This is a genomic window from Variovorax sp. 10N412 (genome assembly GCF_056394985.1).
On sequence record NZ_JBFTIO010000015.1, the window covers coordinates 20,662 to 46,199 of the forward strand.

Below are 25,538 nucleotides of genomic sequence, written 5' to 3' on the forward strand. Positions count from 1 at the left end.
CATGCGCTGGTCGGGCCGCCACGCGGAATTGAAACGTCAGCACCTGATGCAAGAACCCGCCATCCAATACATTGCCGCAGCCCTTTTTGCTGTGGCGCTCCTCCATACCTTCACGGTCAAGCAGTTCGAGCGCTTGTCGCACCGTTTTCCGCGGCATGCCGGCATGTTTCACTTGCTGGGCGAGGTCGAGGTCGTCTTCGGGTTCTGGGCCATCGTGCTCGTTCTTTCGATGGCGCTGGTGGCCGGCGGCGATCACGCGCTGACCTACGCGGAGTCGCGCAACTACACAGAACCGCTCTTCGTCTTCGTTGTCATGGTGGTGGCTGCGTCCCGGCCGGTGCTGATGACGGTCATGTCCAGCGTGAACACCATTGCGCGGGTGTTGCCGTTGCCTACGCCGATCGCGGCGGCCTGGCTCGGGCTCGCGGCTGTTCCGCTGCTCGGATCCCTGATCACCGAACCGGCGGCGATGACCATCGCTGCGTTGATGCTCGCGCCGCAGATTTTCAGACCACAGGTGCCCGAGTCGCTGAAATACCTGGCCTTGGGGGTGCTGTTCGTCAACGTGTCGATCGGAGGCACGCTCACTTCCTATGCCGCGCCACCCGTTCTGATGGTCGCCTCGACCTGGCAGTGGGACAGCGCGTTCATGGTTGTCACCTTCGGCTGGAAGGCCGCGCTGGCTGTGCTCGTCAATGCGACCGTCGCCACGTATGTGTTGCGCAGGCACTTGCCCGTTGTCTCTGCAAGTGCGGCGTCTTCCGATGCGCCGGTACCGATACCGGTGGTGCTGACACACCTGGTCCTGCTTGCTGGCATCGTGATGTTCGCCCACCATCCGGTGGCCTTTCTCGGGCTCTTCCTGATGTTCCTGGGGTTCACACAAGCCTACGAGCGGCATCAGAGCCCACTGATCATCAAGGAGGCGTTGCTCGTCGGATTCTTCCTGGCTGGCCTGGTGGTGCTCGGCGGAATGCAGCAGTGGTGGTTGCAGCCGGTGGTGTCCAGCCTGGAGCCGGTGGCCTTGTTCTTCGGCGCGCTCGGCTTGACAGCCATCACGGACAACGCGGCGCTGACCTATCTGGGGTCGCTCATCGCGGGAATCTCGGACGAGTCCAAATACATGCTGCTTGCCGGGGCGGTGGCTGGCGGTGGACTGACGGTGATCGCCAACGCGCCGAACCCGGCAGGCGTTGCGCTTCTCAAGAGGGGTTTCTCCGACGAGACGATCGGCGCCGGCGGCCTGCTGCTCGGAGCGCTAGCGCCGACGATGGTCGCTGCCGCAGCGTTCATGCTCTTGTAGAAGGCTGGCGGAAGCTGCGGCAACCACGAGCGAGCGGAAAGCCCGTGGCAACCCGGAGACGATGGCCCGGTATTTGCTCCTATCCTTGTCGTCTCGACATTCCTTCCACCGGAGCAATCATGAATTTCAAGTTCTGTCTCGGCGTTGCTGGTCTGACACTGGGTGTCTCTGCATTCGCCCAGACCAAGTGGGACCTGCCGACGGCGTACCCGGCGAACAATTTTCATACCGAAAATCTCGCCCAGTTCGTCGGTGACGTCGACAAGGCTTCCGGTGGAAAGCTGAAGATCACGCTTCACGCGAACGCGTCGCTCTTCAAGGCCCCCGAGATCAAGCGCGCAGTTCAAGGCGGGCAGGCACAGATGGGCGAAATCCTGCTGGTCAACTACCAGAACGAGTGGCAGGGCTTCGGGGCGGATGGTCTTCCATTTCTGGCGGACAGCTACGACGCGGCGTGGAAGCTTTATCAGGCGCAGAAGCCGGCGCTCGAAAAGAAACTCGGCGACCAAGGGATCATGCTGCTCTATGCGGTGGCATGGCCGCCTCAGGGCATCTTCGTCAAGAAGACCATCGAATCGGCCGCAGACCTCAAGGGTGTGAAGTGGCGTGCCTACAGCCCCGCGACGGCGCGCATCGCAGATCTGGTCGGCGCACAGCCGGTGACCGTGCAGCAAGCCGAGCTCTCGCAAGCCATGGCAACCGGCGTGATCGAGTCCTACATGTCCTCCGGCTCGACGGGCTACGACACCAAGACCTATGAATACATCAAGAACTTCTACGACACCCAGGCCTGGCTGCCGAAGAACGCGGTGCTGGTCAGCAAGAAGGCGTTCGACGCGCTCGACAAGCCGACGCAGGAGGCCGTGCTGAAGGCCGGTGCCGAGGCGGAGAAGCGTGGCTGGGACAGCTCGAAGAAGAAGAACCTCGAATACCTCGACCTGCTCAAGAAGAACGGCATGACGATCCACGTCCCGTCCGCACAACTGAAGGCAGACATGAAGAAGGTGGGCGAGACCATGCAGAAGGAATGGATCGAGAAGTCCGGGCCCGAAGGCCAGGCCATCATCGACGCCTACAAGAAGATGTAGGGCTGGGGCGTTCATCCCATGCGCAAGACGCTCGATTTTCTCTATGACAGTGCCGCCGCCCTGGCGGCGCTTTTCATGATCGGTCTGCTGCTGATGGTGCTGCTGTCGATCGTGGGACGACAGCTCCACTTCAACGTACCAGGCACGGATGCCTACGCTGGCTATCTCATGGCCGGCGCCGGCTTCCTCGCCCTGGCGCACACGCTCAAGCGTGGCGAACACATCCGGGTGACGCTGATCGTCTCCAGTCTGAAGCCTTCCGCCCGGCGCTGGCTGGAGCGCTGGGCCATGGGCGCAGGCGCATTGCTTGCCGGTCTGTTCGCGTTCTACAGCGTGCGGCTGGTCTGGAACTCCCATGTCTTCAACGACATCTCCACCGGCAACGATGCGACGGCGCTGTGGATTCCTCAACTGGCCATGGCCATCGGCACCGTGATCCTCGCCATCGCCTCGATCGACGAATTCGTCCTCGAGTGGCGTGGCCGGATAGCACCTCAAAACAACGAGGCGCTGCGCCATGAATGACATCGCCGTTGCAGGCCTGCTGATCGTCAGCCTGTTCCTCATTCTCGGCAGCGGTGTCTGGATCGGCCTCACCCTCTCCGGGGTGGCGTGGATCGGCATGGAGCTCTTTTCGTCGCGCTCTGCCGGGGATGCGATGGCCGTCACGATCTGGGGATCCGCTTCCAGCTGGACATTGACCGCGCTGCCGCTCTTTGTATGGATGGGCGAGATCCTGTTTCGCACCAGGCTGTCGCAGGACATGTTCAAGGGTCTGGCGCCCTGGATGCAGGCCTTGCCAGGGCGGCTCCTGCACACCAACGTCGTGGGCTGCGCCATCTTCGCAGCGGTGTCGGGGTCGAGTGCCGCAACCTGCGCAACCATCGGGAAGATGACGCTTCCCGAACTCAAGAAGCGCGGCTATCCGGAGGACATGGTCATTGGCACGCTGGCCGGCGCCGGTACGCTGGGGCTGCTGATTCCGCCCTCGATCATCATGATCGTCTATGGGGTCAGCGCGGACGTGTCCATTGCCAAGCTGTTCATCGCCGGTGTCCTGCCCGGCGTGCTCCTGGCATTGCTGTTCTCGGGCTACATCGCGCTGTGGGCCCTGCGCCACCCGGACCAGATCCCGCCGGCCGACGCCAAGATGAGCTTCATGCAAAAGCTGCGCGAATCCCGCAGCTTGATTCCCGTGGCGCTTCTGATCCTGGCGGTGCTCGGCTCCATCTACGCGGGGATTGCCACGGCGACGGAAGCTGCGGCGGTCGGCGTCGTGGGTGCCCTTGTCATTTCGGCCGTGCAAGGTTCCCTGAACTGGAGCTCCTTCAAGGAGTCGCTCCTCGGGGCCACGCGGCTGTACTGCATGATGGCGCTGATCCTGGCGGGTGCGGCCTTTCTGACGCTGGCCATGGGCTACATCGGGCTGCCACGCCACCTTGCCGAGTGGATCGGTTCGCAGGGCCTGTCGAAGTTTCAGCTCATCATGATGCTGGCCATTTTCTACATCGTGCTGGGATGCTTCCTGGACGGGATTTCGATGGTGGTCCTGACGATGGGTGTGATCATGCCCACCGTGCTGGCGGCGGGCATCGACCCGATCTGGTTCGGCATTTTCATCGTGCTCGTGGTCGAGATGGCGCAGATCACGCCACCCGTCGGGTTCAACCTTTTCGTCCTTCAAGGCATGACGGGGCGCCAGCTGCCGTATATCGCGAAGGTGGCACTCCCCATGTTCCTGCTGATGGTTCTGGCCGTGCTGCTCATCTACTTCGTGCCCGGCATCGTGACCTGGCTGCCGCAGCAAATGACACTGTAAGGCAGGCAGCCGGCCAGGTTCCGCGGGCATGAGACCGTGACCTTTGCGGCGAGGCCGTGGGCGCCGGAGGGCGCCTCCCGCCGACCTGCGGCTATGGCAAATGTCCTGCACCGGTCGTCGCCGACGGATGGCGGTGCCTGCGCCCCGGACGCCGAAAACTCTTCGTATCCACACAGAGATCGAGGAGTCGTCCATGTCCACGTCCAAGCCTTCAAGGCACGAAGAACCCGAAGTCACGCAGGAAGAGTCCGTGCCCAGCGATGGCCGCGACACCGAGGGCGAGGAACTGATGAAGCAGGTGCGCCACGACAAGCTCCAGGACAAGGGCTCCGCGGGAGCCAAGACTCCCGCGACGAGCGGCAAGCAAGACCCGGCCTGAGGCGCACGGCCATGAGTTTCCAGGCGACCCACGCGGCTGCTTCTCTGGACGCCGCGCAGGACGCTGCACGACCACCCGGCTCGCTGTGGCAACGCTGCCGCAAATGGGCGCTGCCTCTGCTCGGCATCGCCGTGCTGGGCCTGTTGCTGTCGCACGCGCACAAGGTCGATTGGGCTGGCGCCTGGCACGCGTTGCAGCGCTACTCGCCCTGGCTGCTGCTCGCGGTGCTCGGGCTCGCGACGGCCAGCCATGCGCTCTACGGCTGCTTCGACCTGATCGGCAAGCGCCATGTGCGGCACCGCCTCCCGTATTGGCGCACCTGGGCCATTGCGGTGACGAGCTATGCCTTCAACCTCAACCTCGGCTCCCTGGTCGGCGGCATCGCGATGCGCGCGCGCCTCTATGCGCGCGCCGGCCTGGACGACGCGACCGTCGCGCAGATCGTCGGCCTCAGCCTCGTCACCAACTGGCTCGGCTATGGGCTGCTGGCTGGCGGGCTGTTCGCCTCGGGCGTGATCGAGCCGCCGCGCCAGGCGCACATCGGCGAGTTCGCATTGCGCGCGCTCGGCGTGGTGATGATTCTTCTGGCCTTGGCCTATGTGGTGGCCTGTGCCGTGTCGCGCGGGCGCGAATGGCGCTTCAGGGGCAAGCGCCTCCACCTGCCGAGTGCGCGCCTGGCCGTGGTCCAGCTGGCGCTTTCCGCCAGCAACTGGGCGCTGATGGGCGCGGCCATGTATTTGTTGCTGGGCCAGCAGGTGCCTTACGCGACCACGATGGGCGTGCTGCTCGCCGCGTCCATCGTCGGCGTGATCACACCCATTCCGGCCGGGCTTGGCGTGCTCGAGGCCGTCTACCTCGCGCTGTTGTCGGGCACCGTGAAGCAGGGTGCGCTGATGGGCGCCGTGCTCGCGTACCGTGCGCTGTACTACCTGCTGCCGCTGGCCGGCGGGCTGGTGCTCTACCTGTTCCTCGAACGCTACGCGGCAAGCCATCCGCAGGACGCAGCGCAGGGCGCTGCGCCCGCACGTGAATCACCCACCGCGCCGGCCTGACCGACGCGCGGGCGCCAGCGCACCACCGCGTCACTGACCCGCGCTCGGCGTGGCACGCGCCAGCAGACGGATGTGCTCGAAGTCCAGCAGGTCCAGCGCGTGCCGCACCGCGTCGACCAACGCCGAATGCGGCGTGTCGCCGTCCAGCCGGTCGGCCCATTCGTGCAGGTCGCTCCAGCGGCCGTCGCGCGCGAGCATTTCCAGTTCTTCGCGCACCGCCGCAGGCAGCGGCGCGATCGCGGGCAGGGGCGGGCGCCGCCTGCGGCGCTGGGCCGCAGGGACAGGGCGCGCAGGCTGCGGCTTGGCGAGGGCGAACGGCAGCAGTTCCTTGGGCGCGTCCTTCACGATCACCGAGAAGCGCACGCGCGTGCCGAGTTCGCGGCGGCTCTCCAGCAGCAGCCGACCGCCCATGTGCTGAACGATGCGCCGCGCAATCATCAGCCCGAGCCCGTTGCCGTCCGCGCTCGCTGCACCTTGCGCAAAGGCCTGGAAGATGCGCGCCTGGTCGGCCTTGTCGATGCCCACGCCGCTGTCCCACACCTCGAACTGGAGCCGCCACGAGTCCGCGCGCGGCCGCGCCTGCACGCGCAGGCCGATCTTGCCGTCGCGCGTGAACCTGGCGGCGTTCGACAGCAGGTTGAGCAGCAACTGCAGGAAGCGCTTGCTGTCCAGGTGCACACCGATCGGCAGCGCGCCCTTCACCTCCAGTTCGAACCGGTTGTGCTGGCGCTGCGCGAGCGTGTCGGCGTACTGCGCGATATCGTCGATCAGCGCGCGCAGGTGCACCGGCCGGGGTTCGAACGAGAAGGGCAGCAGCTCGCCCTTGGCATAGTCGAGCAGGTCGTCGATCAGCGTGAGCTGGTAGGTTGCGCTGCGCTCGATGGCCTGCAGCCGCTCGGCCGGCGGCAGGTTTTCGTCGCGCAGCAGGCGCACGTTGCCGATGATGGTGGCCAGCGGCGCGCGCAGGTCGTGGCTGACATAGGCCATGAGCCGCGTCCGCTCGCGCGCCTCGTGCTCGGCCTGCTCGAGCGCGGCGTTCAGCGCATGCGTCTTGCGTGCCACTTCTTCGTGCAGGCGCTGCTGCTCGTCGGCCTGCCAGTGCCCCAGCGTGCGCTGCGCCTCGAGGCGCTGGCGCGACAGGTGGTGCGTCCACGTGGCCAGTGCCACCAGGCCGAACAGCATGCCCGGGAAGCCGAGCGCATAGGCGTCGAAGCCGGGAATCGTGTGCGCCGGCATCACCAGCTCGGTGAGCCGCAGGCACATGCCCAGGGTGATGATGCACATCATCACGAAGGCCAGCTGGCCGCCGGGGCCCGCGCGCCGCATGTACAGAAAGGTGCTGACCGTGAGCGCGACCACCGCCAGCGGCCCGCTCAGCGTGGCGAGCTTGGCGGCCGGCGCGTACGGGCCCCACGCCATGCCGATCACCACCACGCATTGCAGCGCCGCCAGCGCCAGCAGCACCGGCAAGCCGGGTGCGCGCACCGGCCCGCGCCGCGACACCGCATACAGGTGGCACATCAGGTTGAGCACGCAGCAGCCGGCGGTGACGCCGGCCGCGCGGTAGCTCCACTCGAAGTTGTCGGGCCACAGCGCGAGCCTCGCATGGCCGCGGTAGACGCTCTCGTAGAGCGCGACCAGGGCGAAGCCCAGGCTCTGCAGCGCCATCGGCAGGCTGCGCGAGATGAACCACAGCGCCAGCGAATACACCGCCAGCACCAGCAGCCCGCCGATCAGCAGGCCGTCGAGCAAGGCATGGCTGCTCTCGGCTTCGCGCCAGCTGTCGGCGGTGTGCAGCTCGGGCGCGAGCTTGACGCTGCTGCGCGACTGCACGCGCACCAGCACGCGCGCCTGCTCGCCGGGCCGCAGGTCGAGCGACAGCGTGGGCACCCGGTCGCGTGCGCCGTGCAGCGGCACCGACACGCCGGCCTCTTCATGGGTCCATGCGGCGCGTGACGTGGTGCCCTGAAGCACGTGAAAGTCCGCGTGCTGCAGCCAGGTGGCGTTGAGCACCAGCCGCAGCGACCGGGGCGCGCCGCTCTCGTTCGACAGCCTGAGCCGCAGCCAGAAGGCCGACTTCGAAAAGCCCTGCCGCATGCGCGCCGGGTTGCCGGGCTGGAAGCCGCCGGGCGTGTCGCTGCCCAGCGCGTCGACCTCGTCGCGCGACAGCTGCGCGCCGGTGTCCTCGAACAGCTCCAGCGCGTTGTCGATGTCCAGCGGCCACTGCGTCGTGCCGTCCAGGCGCAGCGTGCCGGCCTGCGCCGCGGGCGTGCCTGCCAGCCAGAACACCGCGCACAGCAGCAGGGCGGCGAGCCCGCGCACCAGGGTCACCGCCGGCTCATGCCAGCGGTGCCGGCAATGACGACGGTGCCTGCCGTGCAGCCGCCGGTGCGTGGCGGAATGCCGTGGGCGTGCAGCCGAAGCGCTCGCGGAACGCCGTCGAGAAGTTGGCTGCGTTCGAGAATCCCACCGCCTGCGCCACCTCTTCCACGCTGAGCGCCGACGCGCCCAGCAGGCGCTGCGCTTCGCCCAGCCGCGCCTGGCGCACGAACGCGAACACCGAGCCGCCGGTCTGTTCGCGGAACACCCGCGACAGGCGCTTTTCGTGCGTGCCCACGCGCGCCGCGAGCTCGGGCAGGGCGGGCACCTGCGCCAGGTCCGCACGCACCACGCGTTCGGCGGCCTGCACGAGCACCCGGCCGAGGCTGTCGGGGTTCCTGCCGGTGTTCGCGCGCTCGCCACGGGCGTTGTCCAGCGCGCTCGCGGCCTCGGCCATGCAGGCCTGCGCCTGCTGTCGGCTGCCCGACAGCGCCAGGTGCACCGCCACGCGCGCCAGCACTTCGGCCGGTTCGAAGGGCTTCAGGATGTAGTCGACGGCGCCCTCGCGCAGCCCCGTCAGGCGCTCTTCCACCGAGCCCGACGAGGTCACGAAGATCACTGGAATGTGCGCCGTGGCGGGGTCGGCCTTCAGCAGCCGGCAGGTGGCGTAGCCGTCGGTGGCGCCCATGCGCACGTCCAGCAGCACCAGGTCGGGCTGCAGCGCCGTCACGCGGCGGTAGCCCTGCATGGCGTCGAACGCCAGGCTGATGCGGTGCCCCGCCTCGCGCAGCGCGCCCAGCAGCAGCTGCAGTTCTTCGATGTTGTCGTCGATGAGAAGGATGTGCGCGCGGCGTGGCGGGATGGTCGACCAGTAAGACATGCCGCGAGGGTAGGGGCGACGCCCTGAAATGCCATGTGAAGAATTTCACATTACGTTGCATTCGTAAACAAACGTCAGTTAAAGCAAACGTTTTGTCCTGAATCCCAAAGGTGCGCGCAGGACCTCGGCCCAAGACTCGCCCTCTTTCCGGAGCACCCCGCCGCATGCAGCGGCGCCACCCCACCCCACGGTGCCCGGTCCATCAGAGCCATCGCGAGGGACAGGATGTCCAGCACCCCAACGAATCTGTCGGCCGCCGCGTGCGCGCGCCGCGACGTGTCTTCCAACGCAGCGCCGGTGCGGCATCGCAGCGGGCAAGGTCCGCTGGCGGGCCGGTCCGGCATCGCGCGCCTGGCGGCCCCGTTCACGGCCCTGCTGGCCGGCCTGCTGTTCGCCGCCGCTGCCCATGCGGTGCCGCAGGTGTCGAGCCTGGTGCATGTGCCCGACATCCTCCCCGCCGGGGGCACGGTGACCAGCACCGTCACCATCGCCGACAGCGACAGCCTGGCGATCGACGAGCCGGGCGCCTCGTTCACCTACTCCATTCCGCCCGACACGATCTACATGGGCACCGGCCCGCTGCCCGTGGGCAGTTGCACGTCCACCGTGGCCGTGGGCGCCGCAGGCTCGGGCACGCTGACCTGCTCGGGCATCACGCTGGCCGCCAACCAGTTGCGTGAGTTCAAGGTGCTGCTGCGCACGACGCAGCAGGGCACCTTGAGCGTCACGGCCACGCCCAGCGGCGGCGGTTCGATCGAAACCAAGGCCATCACCGTGAACCAGGGGGCCGACATGGCCGTGGCGATCGTCGTCCCGGGCAGCGCCCCGAGCGGCTCCACGGTGGTGATCGGCTTCACGCTCACCAACAACGGCCCCGACGCCAGCTCGGGCTCGACGCTGACCTACCCGATTCCCACGGGCCTGTCGGTCTCCGGCAGCGGCCTGCCCGCAGGCTGCTCCGTGGCCGGCGGCACGCTGACCTGCAATGTCGCGGCCATCGCCCTGAACGGCTCGCGCACCCTCAACGTGAACGGCGTGGTCACCGCGGGCTCGGGCTCGACCATCACGCACCAGCCGGCCGTGGCGCCGGCCGGGGGCATCGGCGACGGCGTTTCCGTCAACAACAGCGCCACGGCCAACACCACGGTCACGCCCGGCTCCGTGCTGCAGCTCGTCAAGACCCACGACGGCGGACAGCTGCTGGTGGGCCAGCGCTTCAACTTCAGGCTGAGGCCCAGCTTCAGCGGCAGCGCGCCCACCGGCGTCACGCTGAGCGACACGCTGCCCGCCAACTTCCAGGTGCAGACCCCCATTGGCGCAGCCGCGGGCTGGAGCTGCTCGGCGGCCGGCCAGACGGTCAGCTGCACCCGCACCGACATCGGCACCAGCGGCGCCGGCGTGGCGCTCGGCGACATCGTGATCCCGGTGATCGCCGTGGCGCCCGGCCTGGGCGTGGTCAACGAAGCCACCGTCAGCGCCACCGGCCCGGTGGTCGGCTCGGCCACGGGCAGCGTGTCCGCCGACGTGGCGGTGTCCGAGACCGACTTCCGCGCCGACAAGCGCCGCGGCTGGCCGCAGAGCAACGTCCCCGTGGGCCAGGCCTTCGACTACCAGGTAGGCGCCACCAACCTCGGCCCCACGCGCCTGCTGGCCGGCAGCACCGTCAGCCTGGTCGACAGCATGCCGGCCGGCGTGCGCATCAACAGCGTGTCCTCGCCCGACGGCTACAGCTGCACCATCGTCAAGGGCGGCGCGACCGTCGCCGCGCCGGTGGACGGCCCCGCCACGGTGAACTGCTCGCGCGTGCTCACCGCCGACATCGGCGTCGACACGTCCAACGGCGCGACCGCGCGCAACGCCGGCTACGTGGTCGTGAACGCCACCATTCCCGTGGCGCTTGCCCCGGGCGACCAGATCGTCAACAACATGTGCGTGAACGTGGCGCTGGCCTCGGGCACCGACCCCGACGCGCAGACCGGCAACGACTGCGTGAACCTGGGCACGGGCGTGAACGAAGCGGGCGATGCCGCCGACGTCAAGACACTCAAGCGCGTGGTGGGCATCGGCGACAGCGCCGCCAACCGCCAGACCGCGGGCCAGGCCGTCACCTGGGAAATCGAGGTGGTCAACACCGGCCCGCGCGAGGCGCAGAACGTGGTCGTGAGCGACAGCTTCGCGCAGGTGGTCGGCGCCGGTGCCGTCACCCAGGTGGCCAACGGCGGCACCTTCTCGGGCGCTTGCGCGCTGCCGGCCAACGGCAACGGCTTCGGCACCGCCACGCTCGGCGGCTGCACGCTGTCGGTGCTGCCGGTCTGCCGCGCCAGCACGGACGCCGCCAGCGCCTTGCCGCTGTGCCCGGTGGTGCGCGTCGTCGCCTCGCACTACGGCGACGGCGCCTCGGCCACCGACCACGGCTTCCAGATCGACAACACGGCGCGCGCCGTGGGCGCGACGCCGGCGGACCCGAACCTTGCCAACAACGACGCCAGCGCCACGGCCTGGTACACCGCGCGCACCGACGTGCTGGTGACCAAGAGCGCCAGCCCGGCCTCGGTGCCGGTCGGCCAACTGCTCACCTACACGCTGACGGCCGTGAACCGCGACGTGCCGCAGGGCAGCTTCAGCCGCGCCTACGACGTGCGCGTGCTCGACACATTGCCGGCCAACCTGATGTTCATCTCGGCCACCGCCTCGGGCGGCGGCAGTTGCACCACGCAGCCGAACACCACCCAGCCCACCGGCACGGGCACCACCAACAACCAGCTCGCCTGCGGCTGGACGTCGCTCAACCGCACCGTGCAGCAGACGGTGACGGTGCGCGTGCGCCCGCTGTACGCCCTGAACGGCACCACGGTGACCAACAACGTGCACGCGAGCACCGCCACGCCCGAGGTCACCACGGCCAACAACGACGCCAGCGCCCCGGCCAACGTCACCGCGCCCGAATACGACCTGGTGGTGACCAAGCGCGACGACGTCGACCCCGTGAACGTGGGCGACAACGTCACCTACACCATCACCGTGTCGAACAACAGCGCCTCGACCGCCGAAGACGTGCGCATGACCGAGCTGCTGCCGCTGGCGCTGCCGGGCGGCGAGGCGCCGCCCACGCTGGTGTCGGTCAGCACGCCCGCGGGCACCAGCTTCTCGCTGGCCAGCGGCGCGGCAGTGGGGGCGGCCGGCGGGCAGATCGTGTTCACCATTCCCACGCTGGGCGGCGCCGGCGCCACCGCGACCGGCGAGCCCAATTCGCTGCAGTTCCAGGTCGTGCTCAAGGGCACCTCGCGCGGCACCTTCCAGAACAACGCCAAGGTCGACTTCTTCGACGCCGCGCGCAACGTGTACGACACCGTGCAGGGCAACAACACGGTGGCCGAGAACACCACCTTCCGCTTCAAGGCCGACGTGCAGGTGGTCTCCAAGGCCGCCGTGTCGGCCGGCGGCAGCACGCCGCTGGCCACCGTGTCGACGGCGCAGACCTTCGACTGGCTGGTGCACGTGCGCAACAACGGCCCCGACAGCGCCGAGACCACCACCTTCGCCGACACGCTGCCCGCCTCGCTGGTGCTGGCCGGTGCGCCGGTGTTCACCGTGAACAGCGGCACCTTCGTGCCCGCCGCACCCTCGTGCACCGGCGCTGTCGGCGGCTCGGCCGTGAGCTGCGCCATCACCTCGATGCCGGCCAACGCCGACGCCACCGTGCGCATTCCGGTGCGCTTCAGCGGCGCAGTGCCGGCCAACGGCACCGTGATCACCAACCGCGCAACCATCGTCACCACCGGCTCGGGCGACACCGACGGCGGGGCCAACCCCAACGCCGGCAACAACTTCAACGAGGGCAAGGTCACGGTGCAGAACAGCGCGCTGTCCGGGCGCGTGTTCGAAGACGGCAACGGCAGTGGCGCCTTCGACGCCGGCGAACCCGGCATCGCGGGCGTCACCCTGCGCCTGACCGGCACCGACAGCGTGGGCAACGCGGTGTCGCTGACCACCACCACCGACGCCAACGGCAACTGGGGCTTCACCGTGCCCGCGGGCACCTACAGCGTGGCCGAGGACCAACCCGCGGCCTACCTGCCCGGCATCACCAGGGCCGGCACCGTCAGCGGCGTGGGCAGCACGCCCGGCACCGTGCCGGCGGGTACGTCGAACGGGCCGAACGGCTCCAACGCCAACACCATCAACGCCATCGTGCTGGGCACGGGCGGCACGTCGAGCGCCAACAACTTCGGCGAAGTGCGCGCGTCCAGCCTGGCCGGGCGCGTGTACCAGGACGCCGACTACAACGGCGCCGCGAGCGCGGGCGACCCCGGCATCGCGGGCGTCACCGTCACGCTCACCGGCACCGACATGTTCGGCAACCCGGTCTCCCGCACCACCACCACCGCGGCCGGCACCGGCAACTACAGCTTCGCCGCGCTCACGCCCGGCAGCTACACGCTGAGCGAAACGCAGCCCGCGGCCTTTGCCGACGGCAGCGACGCGGCCGGCACCGAAGGCGGCACCCCGGCCAACGACGTGGTCAGCGCCATTGCGCTGGCCTCCAACAAGGCCGGCACCGGCTACGACTTCGGCGAACTGCTCACCCGCGTGTCGGTGCGCGTGTTCGTCGACGCCAACAACGACGGCGTTCCGCAGGCCGGCGACTCCGGCATCGCGGGCGTGGAGGTGCGCCTCACGGGCACCGACGCCGCGGGCAACCCGGTGAACATCCTGGCCGTGCCCACCGGCCCGGCCGGCAGCTACGAGTTCCGCAACGTGCCCCCGTCGGGCGCGGGCGGCTACACCCTCACCGAAACCCAGCCGGCCACCTACGCGCCGGGCAAGGCCAACAACAACGGCCAGCCCGGCACGCCGCAGGGCGGCGGCAACACCATCACCGGCGTCACCGTCTCGGGTACCAGCGTGCCGCTCGTGCAGGGCGAGTACTACTTCGGCGAACTGCTGCCGGGCGGCATCTCGGGGCGCGTCTACTACGACCGCGACGGCAACGGCGCGCAGGGCGCCACGGCCACCGAGCCGGGCCTGGCGGGCGTGACCATCACGCTCACGGGCACCGACGTCAACAACCAGCCGGTGACGCGCACCACCACCACCGACGCCGCCGGCGACTACAGCTTTCTCAACCTCGCGCCGGGCAGCTACACCGTGACCGAGACGCGCCCCGCGGGCTACCTGCCGGGCCTCACGCATGCCGGCAACGCCAGCGGCGCGGGCAGCACGCCCGGCACGGTGGCGGCCAGCGGCGGCGGCGGGGCCAGCGGCCCCAACGGCTCGAGCGCCAACGTCATCCAGAACATCGTGCTCGGCGCCCCGCTCGCGGGCTCGGCCGGCAACAACTTCTCGGCCGTGAAGCCGGCCAGCCTGTCGGGCTACGTGTACGCCGACGTGGCGCCGTCCAACGGCACGCGCGACGCCGCCGAGCCCGGCATCGGCGGCACCACGGTGCGCATCATCGGCACCGACTTCCTGGGCAACGCCGTCACGCACACGGTGCAGACCGCCGCCGACGGCCGCTACCTGGTCGACACCCTGACCCCCGGCACCTACCAGGTCGACGAGACTCAACCCGCCGGCGTGGCCGACGGCCCCGAGTCGCTCGGCACCGTGGGCGGCGCACCGCGCGGCACCGTCAACCCGGGCGCCGTGAACGACCGCTTCGGCGGCCTCGCGCTGGTGTCGGAAGACGTGGGCATCGACTACAACTTCGGCGAGCGCGGCGGGCAGATCGCCGGCTGGGTGTACGTCGACACCAACAACGACGGCGTCCGCCAGGCCGGCGAGGCCGGCATTGCCGGCGTCACCGTCACGCTCACCGGCCGCTCGGCCAGCGGCCTGGCGGTGAACGCCACCGTGGTCACCGACGCCAGCGGGCGCTATGTCTTCACCGGCCTGCTGCCGGCCGACGCCGCGGGCTACACGCTGCGCGAGACGCAGCCCGCGACCTATGCCGACGGCATCGACGCCGTGGGCACGCTCGACGGCGTGCCCAGCGGCACGCTGGGCAACGACATCCTCGGTGCCATCGCCTACCGGGGCGGCAACGGCGACAACTACAACTTCGGCGAGCGCGGCGCGTCGCTGGCGGGCACCGTCTACAACGACGCCAACCGCAACGGCACGCGCGAGCCGCAGGACCTGCCGATCGCGGGGGTCACCCTCACGCTCACCGGTACCGACGCCGCGGGCCAGCCCGTGACGCGCACCGCCGTCACCGACGCCAACGGCCGCTACGAGCTGCCCGGCCTGCCCTTGCCCGGCAGCGGCGGCTACACCGTCACCGAGACGCAGCCCTCCGGCTACGACGAAGGCATGGCCGTGCCCGGCACCCTGGGCGGCACCGCGCAGGGCCCGAACCAGATCCGCGTGAACTTCACCGGGCTGGACGCGCACGGCACCGGCTACGACTTCAGCGAGCACAGCAACCAGCCCGCCTCGCTCACCGGCACCGTGTGGTTCGACCAGAACCACAACCGCACCCGCGAATCGGGCGAAGGCCACGGCGAAGGCTGGACGGTCGAGCTGCTGCGCTGCGCCGACGGCGCCAACGCCTGCCCGGAAACCGCGGCCACCGTGCTCTACACCGTGACCACCGGCGCCGACGGCAGCTACCGCTTCGGCGACCTCACGCCCGGCGAGTACCGCGTGCGCTTCCGCTCGCCCGACGGGCGCGTGGTGGGCGGCGTGTGGCCGACCGACGCGGCGCAGAACGGCGCCAACGGCCCGTACCCGACGCCGCCGGCGAGCGATCCGCGCTTCACCATCAAGGCGCGCGTGGGCGCCGGCGCCAACGTGCAGAAGCAGGACCTGCCGTACGACCCGGGCGGCGTGGTGTACGACAGCGTGAGCGGCACCCCCGTGCCCGGCGCCGTGGTGCGCCTGGTGGGGCCCCCGGGCTTCGACCCCGCGCAGCACCTGCTGGACGGGCGCGACACCTACACCACCGGTCCCAACGGCTACTACGACTTCTTCGTGCTGCCGGGCGCGCCGGCGGGCGAATACCGCCTGGCCATCACGCCGCCGGGCGCCTACCTGCCGTCGTCCATCTACCCGGCCGCGGCCGGCGCGCTGGGCACGCAGTCGTGCGCGGCGCCCGCCAACGGCCCGGCGCCCGCGCAGACCAACCCCTGCGTGGTGAGCCCCGGGGCGGCCCTGGTGGCCGGCGCCGGCTACTACCTGGTGTTCATGATGCCGGGCGGCGGCGGCCAGCACGTGGTGGCCAACAACATCCCGCTCGACCCGTCGGACGCCACGCTCATCGAGCTGCGCAAGACCACCTCGAAGCTGACCGTGAAGAAGGCCGAGCTGCTGCCGTACCGCATCACGGCGCGCAACACGCGCGGCAACCCGGTGCCGGGCGTGGCCGTGACCGACACGCTGCCGCCGGGGTTCCGCTACATCCAGGGCTCGCTCACCGTGCGCACGCTGCCCGGCGGCGTGGCGCTGCCGGTGGTGCCGCAGGTCAGCGGGCGCCAGGTGGTGGTGCCCGGACAGAACTTCGCGCCCAACGAGACCAAGGAATACCTGATGGTCGCGGGCGTGGGGGTCGGCGTGGGCGAGGGCGAGTTCGTCAACCAGGTCATCGCGCTGCAGGGCGTGGGCGGCCGCACGCTGTCCAACCTGGCCACCGCCACCGTGCGCGTGGTGCCCGACGCGCTGTTCGACTGCACCGACGTGATCGGCAAGGTCTACGACGACAGGAACGCCAACGGCTACCAGGACGAGGGCGAGCCCGGCCTGGCCAACGTGCGCATCGCCACCGTCAACGGCGTGCTGGTGACCACCGACGCGCAGGGCCGCTACCACATCGCCTGCGCCGCCATTCCGAAGGAAGGCACCGGCAGCAACCTGGTGTTGAAGCTGGACGAGCGCACGCTGCCTTCGGGCTACCGCACCACCAGCGAGAACCCGGCGGCCGAGCGCGCCACGCGCGGCAAGGTGCTGAAGATCAACTTCGGCGCCACCGTGCACCGCGTGGTGCGGCTCGCGCTGCAGGGCACAGCCTTCGAGGACGGCGCGGCCGCGCTGCGCGCCGGCTTCACGGGCGAGCTCGACCGCACGGTGGCCGTGCTGGCCGAGAAGACCTCGGTGCTGCGGCTGGCCTACAAGGCGGCCCCCGGCGAGGCCGGGTCGCTGGGCCGCCAGCGCATGGACGCGGTGAAGGCCGCGGTGCTCGCGCGCTGGAAGCAGCTGGGCGAGCAACGCGCCCGCGCCGACGGCAACGCGCCGCCGCTGTTCAACCTCGACGTCGAGGTCGAACTGGTGCCCGCCGCGACGCAGGAGGGCAGCAAGCCATGACCCGCCCCTTCGCACAGAACCCGAGCCAGCGAGCCGACATGAAAAGAAAGCTACCCAAGCGCATCGCCCTCGCGGGCGCCGTCACCGCCGCCTGCATGGGCATGGGGCTCGCGGCCGCGCAGGAGTCGGCCGTGCGCGGCCGCATGCACGACCAGGCCGCGGCCGATCCGCGCGCCGTGGACATCGACGGCGCGCGCCACTTGCCGCGCAGCAGCGAGCGCGAGCTGCCCAAGGCCACCTTCGTGCTGGGTGACGCGAGCGCGCCGGCAGTCACCGCCGGCCCGACGCCGACGCCCGTGCCGGGCGCCGAGCGCAGCAACACCGGAGTGCCGCATTTCGCATCGGGCGCCGACGGGCTCGCGCCAGCCGACCGCGTGCAGCTCGACCGCATCGCCGAACAGGTGAAGGGCCGCGACGGCCTGCGCTTCGAGATCGTCGGGCACACCGACACGCAGGCGCTCAGCGCGAAGTCGCGCGAACGCTTCGCCGACAACCAGGCGCTGGGGCTGGCGCGCGCGCAGCAAGTGGCGCGCTACCTCACGCGCAGCCTCGGCCTGCCCGAAGACGCCGCGGCCGCCAGCTCTCGCGGACCCGACGTGCCCGTGGCCACGCCCGCCACCGACCCCGCCAGCTGGGCCGCCAACCGCCGCGTCGAGGTGCGCGTGTACTGGCGCGATGCGCCCGTCGCTGTCGCACCCGCGCCGGCAGTGGCCGACCCCGGCGTGTGCCGCACCTTCACCGCCTTCGGCACCGACGATGCGCCGCTGCGCCTGAGCGTGGACGGCCAGCTGCTCACGGCCGACGGCAAGGCCGCGGCCGGCGACGGCACCACCAGCGCCGACCGCCAGCGCTGCGTCGACGTGCAGCTCGAGCGCAACCAGCTGCGGCTGCAGTACGACAACCTCTCGCAGCCGCGCCGCCTGAGCGCCAGCGCCTGGCCCACCACCGTGGTGGCCGGCGACACCGTGCGCTTCGCCGGCTACAGCAACTACCTGCTGTTCACCGCGAAGGCCGAGCTGCGCGTGTTCACCGCCAACGAGGCGATGCAGCGCCGCCTGGTCGCGACCGTGCCGCTGGACGCCGCATTGCGAGGCGAATGGCAGGTGCCCGAAGGGCTGCTGAACCGCCTTGCCGAAGGAGCGAGCGGCAAGCTGTACTACCGCGTGCGCGTGTACGACCGCCAGGGCCGCTTCGACGAAACCGACGACCTCTCGCTCACGCTGGCGCAGCGCCACCAGCCCGAGACCGGCCTGCCGCCAGACCCCGCGCGCGAACTGCTGCGCGGCTACGGCAACAACAACATCGCCATCGCCAACATTCCGCTTGCCGCCGGCACCGTCACCGCCAGCGGTGCGGCCATTCGCCCGGGCGAGAGCGTGCGCGCGCTCGGCTTCGCGGTGCCGGTGGACGAGAACGGGCGCTTCGTGTTCCAGCAGCTGGTGCCGCGCCGCGTGCAGACCGGCGAAATTGCCGTCACCGACGCGCAGGGCGCCACGCGCGCCTACCGCCGCGACTTCGACCTGCCCGCCAGCGACTGGTTCTTCGTGGGCCAGGCCGACCTCACCGTGGGCAGCAACAGCGTGAGCGGGCCGGCCGCGATCATGACCAACGACAAGAACCGCTACGGCGGTGGCGGCTGGAGCGAAGGCCGCATCGCCGGCTATGCCAAGGGCCAGCTGAACGACCGCTGGACGCTCACGGCCAGCGTCGACACCGAAGAGCGCCCGCTGAAGGAGCTGTTTCGCAACCTCGAGCGCAAGGACCCGACCTCGCTGTTCCGCCGCTTCGACCCCGAGGACTCGTGGAGCACCTTCGGCGACGACTCCACCACCATCGAGGACGCGCCCACGCAGGGCCGCTTCTACCTGCGCGTGGACGACGGCCGCTCGCAGGCCATGTGGGGCAACTTCAAGCTCAACTTCGGCGACACCGAACTCACCCGCGTGAGCCGCGGGCTCTACGGCTTTCATGGCCGCTACCTGGGCGAGGAGTCGACCTCGTTCGGCGAGGCGCGCCTGAAGGTCGACGCCTTCGCGGCCGAGCCCGGCACGCTGGCCGCGCGCGAGGAATTCCGCGGCACCGGCGGCTCGCTGTACTACCTGCGCAACCAGGACATCACGCGCGGCGCCGAGCGCGTGACGCTGGAAATCCGCGACCGCGACTCGGGCTTCGTGCTCAAGCGCACGCAGCTCGTGCCCAGCTCCGACTACGAGATCGACTACCTGCAGGGCCGCGTGCTGCTGTCCGCGCCGCTGCCCAGCCTGTCGGACGACGGTGCGCTGGTGCGTGCCGGCGGCTTGACCGGCATGCCGGCCTACCTGGTGGTGGACTACGAATACACGCCGCTGGCGACTTCGCTCGACACGCTCGCCGTGGGCGGCCGCGTGTCGTGGTGGGCCAACGACCACGTGGGCGTGGGCGTGACCGCGTCGCGCCAGGACCAGATCGGGGGCGACCAGCGCCTGGCCGGCGCCGACCTCACGCTGCGCAAGACCGACAACACCTACGTCAAGGGCGAGTTCGCGCGCAGCAAGGGCCCGGGCACCGGCCAGCTCGACTCGCTGGACGGCGGCTTCAGCTTCACCGGGCGCAACGGCTCGCTGGGCAACCGCCTGGGCAACGGCCCCACCGGCAACGCCAGCGCCTGGCGCCTGGAAGGCCAGGCCGACCTGGGCGACTACGACATCCGCGGCGGCGGGCGCGTGAGCGCCTATGCGCAGTCGCGCGACGCCGGCTTCTCCGCGCCGGGGCAGTACGCGAGCAACGCCACGCGCCAGGTCGGCGTGCAGGCCACCGTGCCCTTCGGCGAGAAGGGCGAGAACGGCGAGCTGCGCCTGAAGGCCGACCGCCGCGACGAGCGCGACGGCTACAACGCCAGCGTGCTCGACGCGCAGTACGCCCTGGCCCTGTCGCCCGCGTGGAAGCTCGGCCTGGGCATGCGCTACGACGACAAGACCGGCGACGCGCTCATCACCAGCCCGTCGCTGCCCACCACGCAGGCCGTGTCGGGCGAGCGCGCCGACGCCGTGGTGCAGCTGGAGTACACCGGCAGCGACACCTGGAGCGCCTACGGCTTCGCGCAGAAGACGCTGCGGCGCACCGGCACGCGGCTGGAGAACGACCGGCTGGGCCTGGGCGGGCGTTACCGCGTGAGCGACAAGCTCGCGCTGCGCGGCGAAGTCTCCACCGGCGACGGCGGGCTGGCCGGCAAGGCCGGCGTCGACTACCAGTACGACGACCGCTCCAACCTGTACATGACCTATGCGGCCGACACCGGCCGCACCGACGAGAACCTCATCGGCCGCGGCGGCAGCCTGGTGACCGGCGTGCGCTCGCGCGTGGGAGACGGCCTCACGATGTTCACCGAGCACCGCCAGGCCACCGGCGCGCAGCCGGGCCTCACGCATGCCTACGGCGTGCAGTACGCGCCCGACACGCGCTGGACCTTCGGCGTCAACTTCGAGAACGGCTGGGTCGGCGCCGAGACGCTGGGCGCCACGCGCCGCGAGGCCGTGGCCTTCACCACCGGCTATTCGAGCGAACGGCTCAAGTACAGCGGCGGCCTGGAATACCGCAAGGACCGCACCGCGGCCGAGACGCGCACCAGCTGGCTGGTGAAGAATTCGCTGAGCTGGAAGGTGGACGACGACGCGCGCTGGGTCGGCAAGTTCAACTGGGCCGACAGCGACAGCACCACCGGCACGCTGGCCGCGGCCAAGTACACCGAAGCCATGCTCGGCTACGCGCTGCGCCCGGCCTTCAACGACCGGCTGAACCTGCTGTTCAAGTACACCTACCTGTACGACCTGTCGTCACCGGGCCAGGTGGTGTCGGGCGGGGTCGATTCGAGCCTGGGCACCGTGTCGACCACCGGCATCGACTACCAGCAGCGCAGCCACGTGTTCGCCATCGACGCCACCTGGGACCTGAACGAGCGCTGGACGCTGGGCGGCAAGTACGCCTGGCGCCGCGGCGAGCTGCGCGCCAGCCGCGACAGCAGCGCGCCGTGGTTCAAGAGCTCGGCCGAACTCGCCGTGCTGCGCGTGGACTGGAAGCTGGTGCGCAACTGGGACTGGATGGTCGAGTGGCGCACGCTGCGCGCGCGCGAACTCCAGGACCGCAAGAGCGGCTGGGTCACCGCCGCGTACTACCACGTCAACGAGAACCTGAAGGTGGGCGTGGGCTACAACTTCACCGACTACTCCGACAACCTCACCGACATGAGCTACCGCAGCAAGGGCTGGTTCCTGAACGTGCTCGGCAAGTTCTGACGGGTGGCGCCTCGGTGAACGGCGGTGCCGCCGCGCTCAGGCCGTGGCGTGCCGCAGCGCCGCGCGCGCCAGCAGGCGCGTGGAATCCAGCGTGGGCAGCGCCGAGTTGCCGTCGTTCAGCACCAGCGGCAGCTCGGTGCAGCCCAGCGCCACGGCGTCGCAGCCGCGCGCCTTCAGGCCGTCGATCATGCGTTGCAGCACCGCGGTGGATTCGGGGCGCAGCACGCCGCGCACCAGCTCGTCCATGATGATGCGGCCCAGCTCGGCGCGCTCCTGCGCATCGGGCTTCACGGCCTGCAGGCCCGCCGCGGCGAGCGCCTGCGGATAGACCTCGCTGTCGACCAGCCAGCGCGTGCCCAGCACGCCCACCCGGCGAAACCCGCGCGACGCCGCTTCGGCCGCCACCACCTCGGCGATGTGCAGCCACGGCAGCGGCGAGCGCGGCCGCACGAGGTGCATCGCCTGGTGGATGGTGTTGTCGGGGCAGACCAGAAAATCCGCGCCGGCCGCGGCCAGCTTGCCTGCCGACGACAGCATCAGCTGCGCCACGCCTTCCACGTCGTTGCGCTCGAGGCACTCGACATAGGCGGCCAGCGAATGGGTGTGCATCGACACCTCGGGGTGCGCGTGGGGCGTGCCCAGGTACGAGGCACCTTCCACGCACAGCGTGCGGTAGCAGAGCGCGGCGCCTTCGGCCGAGCAGCCGACCACGCCAATGTGCAAGGACATGACAATTTCTCCGGAACGTCAGGAAAGAGCGGGGGCCGGTTCTCCGGCGCCGGCTGAAACGGCTATGCCGGCGACTGGGCGCGCGACTGCCATTCGGCGAGCCATTCTTCCACGCGCCGCTTGACCGATCCCAGCGCTTGCGCACGGTCGCCGCCAAGGCCGGGCAGGGTCAGGTGGCACATGGGCAAGCCGTGGCGCAGCAGCACGCCCACGCCGCTGAAGTCGTCTTCGGCGCTCCGGCTCATGTGCAGTTCGAAGGTCCATCCGACCGGCAGCCGCGGGTTGCATTCCGCGGCGAGATCTGTGTCCAAGGAGGGCCTTTGCGATGCGGTGGCGGAAACGGCCAGCATAGACCTTGCAGGACCCACCGCGTCAGATAGATTCACGCGGGCAAGATGGAGTTTCTATCCGTGCCCTGCTTATCGCGCAGCTGGACGATCTTCGGCGTGGAAAAAATGGCGGTGTCCATGGCGCGGATTTTCGCTTCGGCCTGCACCGGCTAGCGCTTGCTGGACACCGCCATGCCCGCCTCGCGGTCCAGCCGCAGCGACATCAGCGTCGCGGCGGCCATCAGCGCGGCCACCACGTACCAGGCGTGGTGAAAGTCCACCAGCTGCACCGCCGGCGCGTCGCGCAGCGCCTTCGACGCGCCGAGCACCATCGCGCCCAGCGCCACGCCCAGCGCGAGCGACACCTGCTGCAGCATCGTGCCCAGCGTGCTGGCACCGGCGCGCGCGGTGTCGGGCACGTCGGCGAAGGCCAGCGTGTTGATGGCGGTGTAGTTCATCGAGCGCGCCATGCCGGCCACGAACAGCAGCACGCACACCCACGGCAGCGGGTCGCCGGGCGCGAGGAAACCGCAGGCGAACAGCGTGGCGGCGCAGATGGCGCCGTTCACCGTCAGCACCTTGCGAAAGCCGAAGCGGCGCAGCACCGCGGTGGTGGCGCTCTTCATCACGAGGTTGCCGCCCATGTACACCAGCAGCATCGAGCCGGCCTGGAACGCCGTCATGCCGAAGCCGATCTGGAACATCAGCGGCAGCAGGAAGGGCGAGGCGTTGATGGCCACGCGCGAGACGAAGCCCGCCGTGGCGGTGGCGATGGCATAGGTCGGCACGGCCAGCGCGCGCAGGTCGAGCATGGGCGCGGCGGCCCGCCGCGCATGGCGCACCGCGGCGGCGGCGGCGATGGCGCCCACGGCCAGCAGGCCCAGCGTGGTGGCCGAGCCCGGATGCGGTCCGCCCAGGCGCGTGAGGCCTTCGACCAGCGCGGCCAGCGCCACGGCCGTCAGCACGAAGCCGGGCGCGTCGAAGCGCGTGGGTGCCACGTCGGTGCGGCGCGGAAACAGCCGCAGGATCAGCAGCAGCCCCACCAGCCCCAGCGGCACGTTCAGCAGGAAGATCCAGCGCCACGACGCATGCGTGGCGATGAGCCCGCCGAGCGGCGGCCCGAGCACCGGCGCAATGAGGCCGGGCCAGGTGATGGTGCCGATGGCCTCGATCAGCCGGTGCCGGGGCGTCTCGCGCAATACCACCAGCCGCCCCACCGGGGACATGAAGGCCGCCGCCGCGCCCTGCAGCACACGGGCCGCCACGAACATCCCGAAGGTCGGCGCGAGCCCGCACAGGAGCGAGGCCACGGTGAAGGTGCCGACCGCCAGCGCGAACACCCGCCGCGCGCCGAAGCGCCCGGCGCACCAGCCCGCCGCGGGCACCAGCGCCGCCATGGCGATCAGGTAGATGGTCACGCCCAGGCTCGCGTCCAGCGCGCCGATGCCGAAGCCCGCGCCGATGGCCGGCAGCGCCGTGACGATGACGGTGGCGTCCAGCGTTTCCATGAAGAAGGCGGCGGCCACGGTGAGGGCAATGCGGCGGGAGGCGGTGTCGCTCGCCTGTGCCGGGGCCGGTGCTGCGGTGTCGGTCATGCGCGAAGTCTGACACCGCTGTCTTAGCTAGGGTTTCCCCTCGGGTATCGGTCCGGTGGATCGGACGGGCGGGGTCGGCGCCATCCGGATCGTCGGCGCGCCGTACCGCACACCCCGCTGCGAAGGTCCATGAAATCAACCACTTAGCGCGCGCGGCACGCCTCGCAGCCCGTGGCATATCGATTGCTCAGTCAACCGGCCCACCGCATCGCCCGATGCGGCGCGCCGCCTTGCGACTGGAGACACACCAATGAGCACCCCCGTGGAACACCCACCCCAAGCCCCGACCCCCCAACCCATCTACAAGTCCCTGTACTTCCAGGTCATCACGGCCATCGTGCTGGGTGTGCTGCTGGGGCATTTCTGGCCCGACACCGGCGCGGCGATGAAGCCACTGGGCGACGGCTTCATCAAGCTGATCAAGATGATCATCGCGCCCATCATCTTCTGCACGGTGGTGGTGGGCATCGCCGGCATGGAAGACATGAAGAAGGTCGGCAAGACCGGCGGCCTGGCGCTGCTGTATTTCGGGGCGAGATCCTGCAGGTGCTGCTGATCGCGGTGATGTTCGGCTTTGCGCTGCACAAGTTCGGCGGGCGTGGCACGCTGGTGTTCGACGTGATCGAGAAGGGCTCGCACGTGCTCTTCGTGATCGTGGGCTACATCATGAAGGTGGCGCCCGTGGGCGCGTTCGGTGCCATGGCCTTCACCATCGGCAAGTACGGCGTGAGCTCGCTGCTGCAGCTGGGCCAGCTGATGGCCACCTTCTACCTGACGTGCCTGCTGTTCATCTTCGTGGTGCTGGGGCTCATTGCCAGGTTCCACGGCTTCAGCATCTGGAAGTTCATCAAGTACATCAAGGAAGAGCTGCTGATCGTGCTGGGCACCTCGTCCAGCGAGTCGGTGCTGCCGCGCATGATGGCCAAGCTGGAGAACCTGGGCGCTAAGAAGTCGGTGGTCGGCCTGGTGGTGCCCACGGGCTACTCGTTCAACCTGGACGGCACCTCGATCTACCTGACGATGGCGGCGGTGTTCATCGCGCAGGCCACCAACACCGACATGACGCTCACGCAGCAGCTCACGCTGCTGGCGGTGCTGCTGCTCACCTCGAAGGGCGCGGCGGGCGTCACGGGCAGCGGCTTCATCGTGCTGGCGGCCACGCTGTCGGCGGTGGGCCACGTGCCGGTGGCGGGGCTGGCGCTCATCCTGGGCATCGACCGCTTCATGTCGGAGGCCCGCGCGCTGACCAACCTGATCGGCAACGGCGTGGCCACCCTCGTCGTGGCCAAGTGGACCGGCGACCTGGACACCGTGCGCATGCACCAACACCTGAACCAGGAAACCGCGGTGGAGGCCGACGCGCCCGAGCGCGTGCTCGACGCCAACGACGCCCACATGCCCACCGGGACGCCGCGCCGGGCCTGAGCCCCGAACCCACCCCCCGCCCCCCGGCCAGGGGTCATCGGGCTGCCACCG

General features: G+C 69.9%; 13 protein-coding genes and 1 pseudogene. 9 read left to right on the forward strand and 5 right to left on the reverse strand.

Annotation, left to right across the window (positions count from 1 at the left end):
• Positions 1 to 46: 46 nt before the first annotated feature.
• The 6 genes from AC1DJH_RS25880 to AC1DJH_RS25905 all read left to right on the forward strand — a co-directional run bounded on the left by AC1DJH_RS25880 (position 47) and on the right by AC1DJH_RS25905 (position 5,641).
• On the forward strand, positions 47 to 1,303 hold the full coding sequence (locus AC1DJH_RS25880; protein ID WP_478187778.1) for a putative Na+/H+ antiporter: 1,257 nt from the start codon (positions 47 to 49) through the stop codon (positions 1,301 to 1,303).
• Between the two features lie 119 nt (positions 1,304 to 1,422).
• Positions 1,423 to 2,391 carry a TRAP transporter substrate-binding protein gene (locus tag AC1DJH_RS25885; RefSeq protein ID WP_478187779.1) on the forward strand — a complete coding sequence of 323 codons (969 nt, stop codon included), beginning with the start codon at positions 1,423 to 1,425 and terminating at the stop codon, positions 2,389 to 2,391.
• Positions 2,392 to 2,409: 18 nt separating this feature from the next.
• Positions 2,410 to 2,916 carry a TRAP transporter small permease gene (locus AC1DJH_RS25890; protein ID WP_478187674.1) on the forward strand — a complete coding sequence of 169 codons (507 nt, stop codon included), beginning with the start codon at positions 2,410 to 2,412 and terminating at the stop codon, positions 2,914 to 2,916.
• The gene (locus tag AC1DJH_RS25895) at positions 2,909 to 4,210 is read left to right on the forward strand and encodes a TRAP transporter large permease (RefSeq protein WP_472120504.1); all 1,302 of its coding nucleotides are present in this window, start codon (positions 2,909 to 2,911) and stop codon (positions 4,208 to 4,210) included. The genes AC1DJH_RS25890 and AC1DJH_RS25895 overlap by 8 nt, the downstream gene beginning before the upstream one ends.
• Before the next feature lie 193 nt (positions 4,211 to 4,403).
• Positions 4,404 to 4,589, forward strand: a complete 186-nt coding sequence (locus tag AC1DJH_RS25900; protein ID WP_478187675.1) for a hypothetical protein — start codon at positions 4,404 to 4,406, stop codon at positions 4,587 to 4,589.
• An 11-nt stretch (positions 4,590 to 4,600) separates the two neighbouring features.
• A complete protein-coding gene (locus AC1DJH_RS25905; RefSeq protein ID WP_478187676.1) occupies positions 4,601 to 5,641 on the forward strand; it encodes a lysylphosphatidylglycerol synthase domain-containing protein in 1,041 nt (346 codons plus the stop codon).
• Between the two features lie 30 nt (positions 5,642 to 5,671).
• Here AC1DJH_RS25905 and AC1DJH_RS25910 read toward each other — a convergent pair whose 3' ends face one another.
• Both AC1DJH_RS25910 and AC1DJH_RS25915 read right to left on the reverse strand, forming a co-directional pair.
• Positions 5,672 to 7,972: a sensor histidine kinase gene (locus AC1DJH_RS25910; protein WP_478187677.1), complete on the reverse strand. Its 2,301-nt coding sequence runs from the start codon at positions 7,970 to 7,972 to the stop codon at positions 5,672 to 5,674.
• Between the two features lie 7 nt (positions 7,973 to 7,979).
• The gene (locus AC1DJH_RS25915) at positions 7,980 to 8,840 is read right to left on the reverse strand and encodes a response regulator (RefSeq protein ID WP_478187678.1); all 861 of its coding nucleotides are present in this window, start codon (positions 8,838 to 8,840) and stop codon (positions 7,980 to 7,982) included.
• A gap of 225 nt (positions 8,841 to 9,065) precedes the next feature.
• Between AC1DJH_RS25915 and AC1DJH_RS25920 the strand changes: the two genes are divergently transcribed.
• Both AC1DJH_RS25920 and AC1DJH_RS25925 read left to right on the forward strand, forming a co-directional pair.
• Entirely contained in the window at positions 9,066 to 17,138 is an 8,073-nt protein-coding gene (locus AC1DJH_RS25920) for an SdrD B-like domain-containing protein (protein WP_478187679.1), read from the forward strand.
• Positions 17,139 to 17,176: 38 nt separating this feature from the next.
• The gene (locus AC1DJH_RS25925) at positions 17,177 to 21,409 is read left to right on the forward strand and encodes an OmpA family protein (RefSeq protein WP_478187680.1); all 4,233 of its coding nucleotides are present in this window, start codon (positions 17,177 to 17,179) and stop codon (positions 21,407 to 21,409) included.
• Positions 21,410 to 21,445: 36 nt separating this feature from the next.
• On the opposite strand, the gene AC1DJH_RS25930 is transcribed toward AC1DJH_RS25925, so the two are convergent.
• The 3 genes from AC1DJH_RS25930 to AC1DJH_RS25940 form a co-directional block, all read right to left on the reverse strand.
• A complete protein-coding gene (locus AC1DJH_RS25930; protein ID WP_435486434.1) occupies positions 21,446 to 22,138 on the reverse strand; it encodes an aspartate/glutamate racemase family protein in 693 nt (230 codons plus the stop codon).
• A 62-nt stretch (positions 22,139 to 22,200) separates the two neighbouring features.
• Positions 22,201 to 22,449 carry a hypothetical protein gene (locus AC1DJH_RS25935; protein ID WP_472120516.1) on the reverse strand — a complete coding sequence of 83 codons (249 nt, stop codon included), beginning with the start codon at positions 22,447 to 22,449 and terminating at the stop codon, positions 22,201 to 22,203.
• A 188-nt stretch (positions 22,450 to 22,637) separates the two neighbouring features.
• A complete protein-coding gene (locus AC1DJH_RS25940; RefSeq protein WP_478187681.1) occupies positions 22,638 to 24,062 on the reverse strand; it encodes an MFS transporter in 1,425 nt (474 codons plus the stop codon).
• Between the two features lie 250 nt (positions 24,063 to 24,312).
• On the opposite strand from AC1DJH_RS25940, the pseudogene AC1DJH_RS25945 reads away from it, so the two are divergent.
• Positions 24,313 to 25,487 (forward strand): annotated as a pseudogene (locus tag AC1DJH_RS25945) (dicarboxylate/amino acid:cation symporter).
• The last annotated feature ends 51 nt before the right edge of the window (positions 25,488 to 25,538 follow it).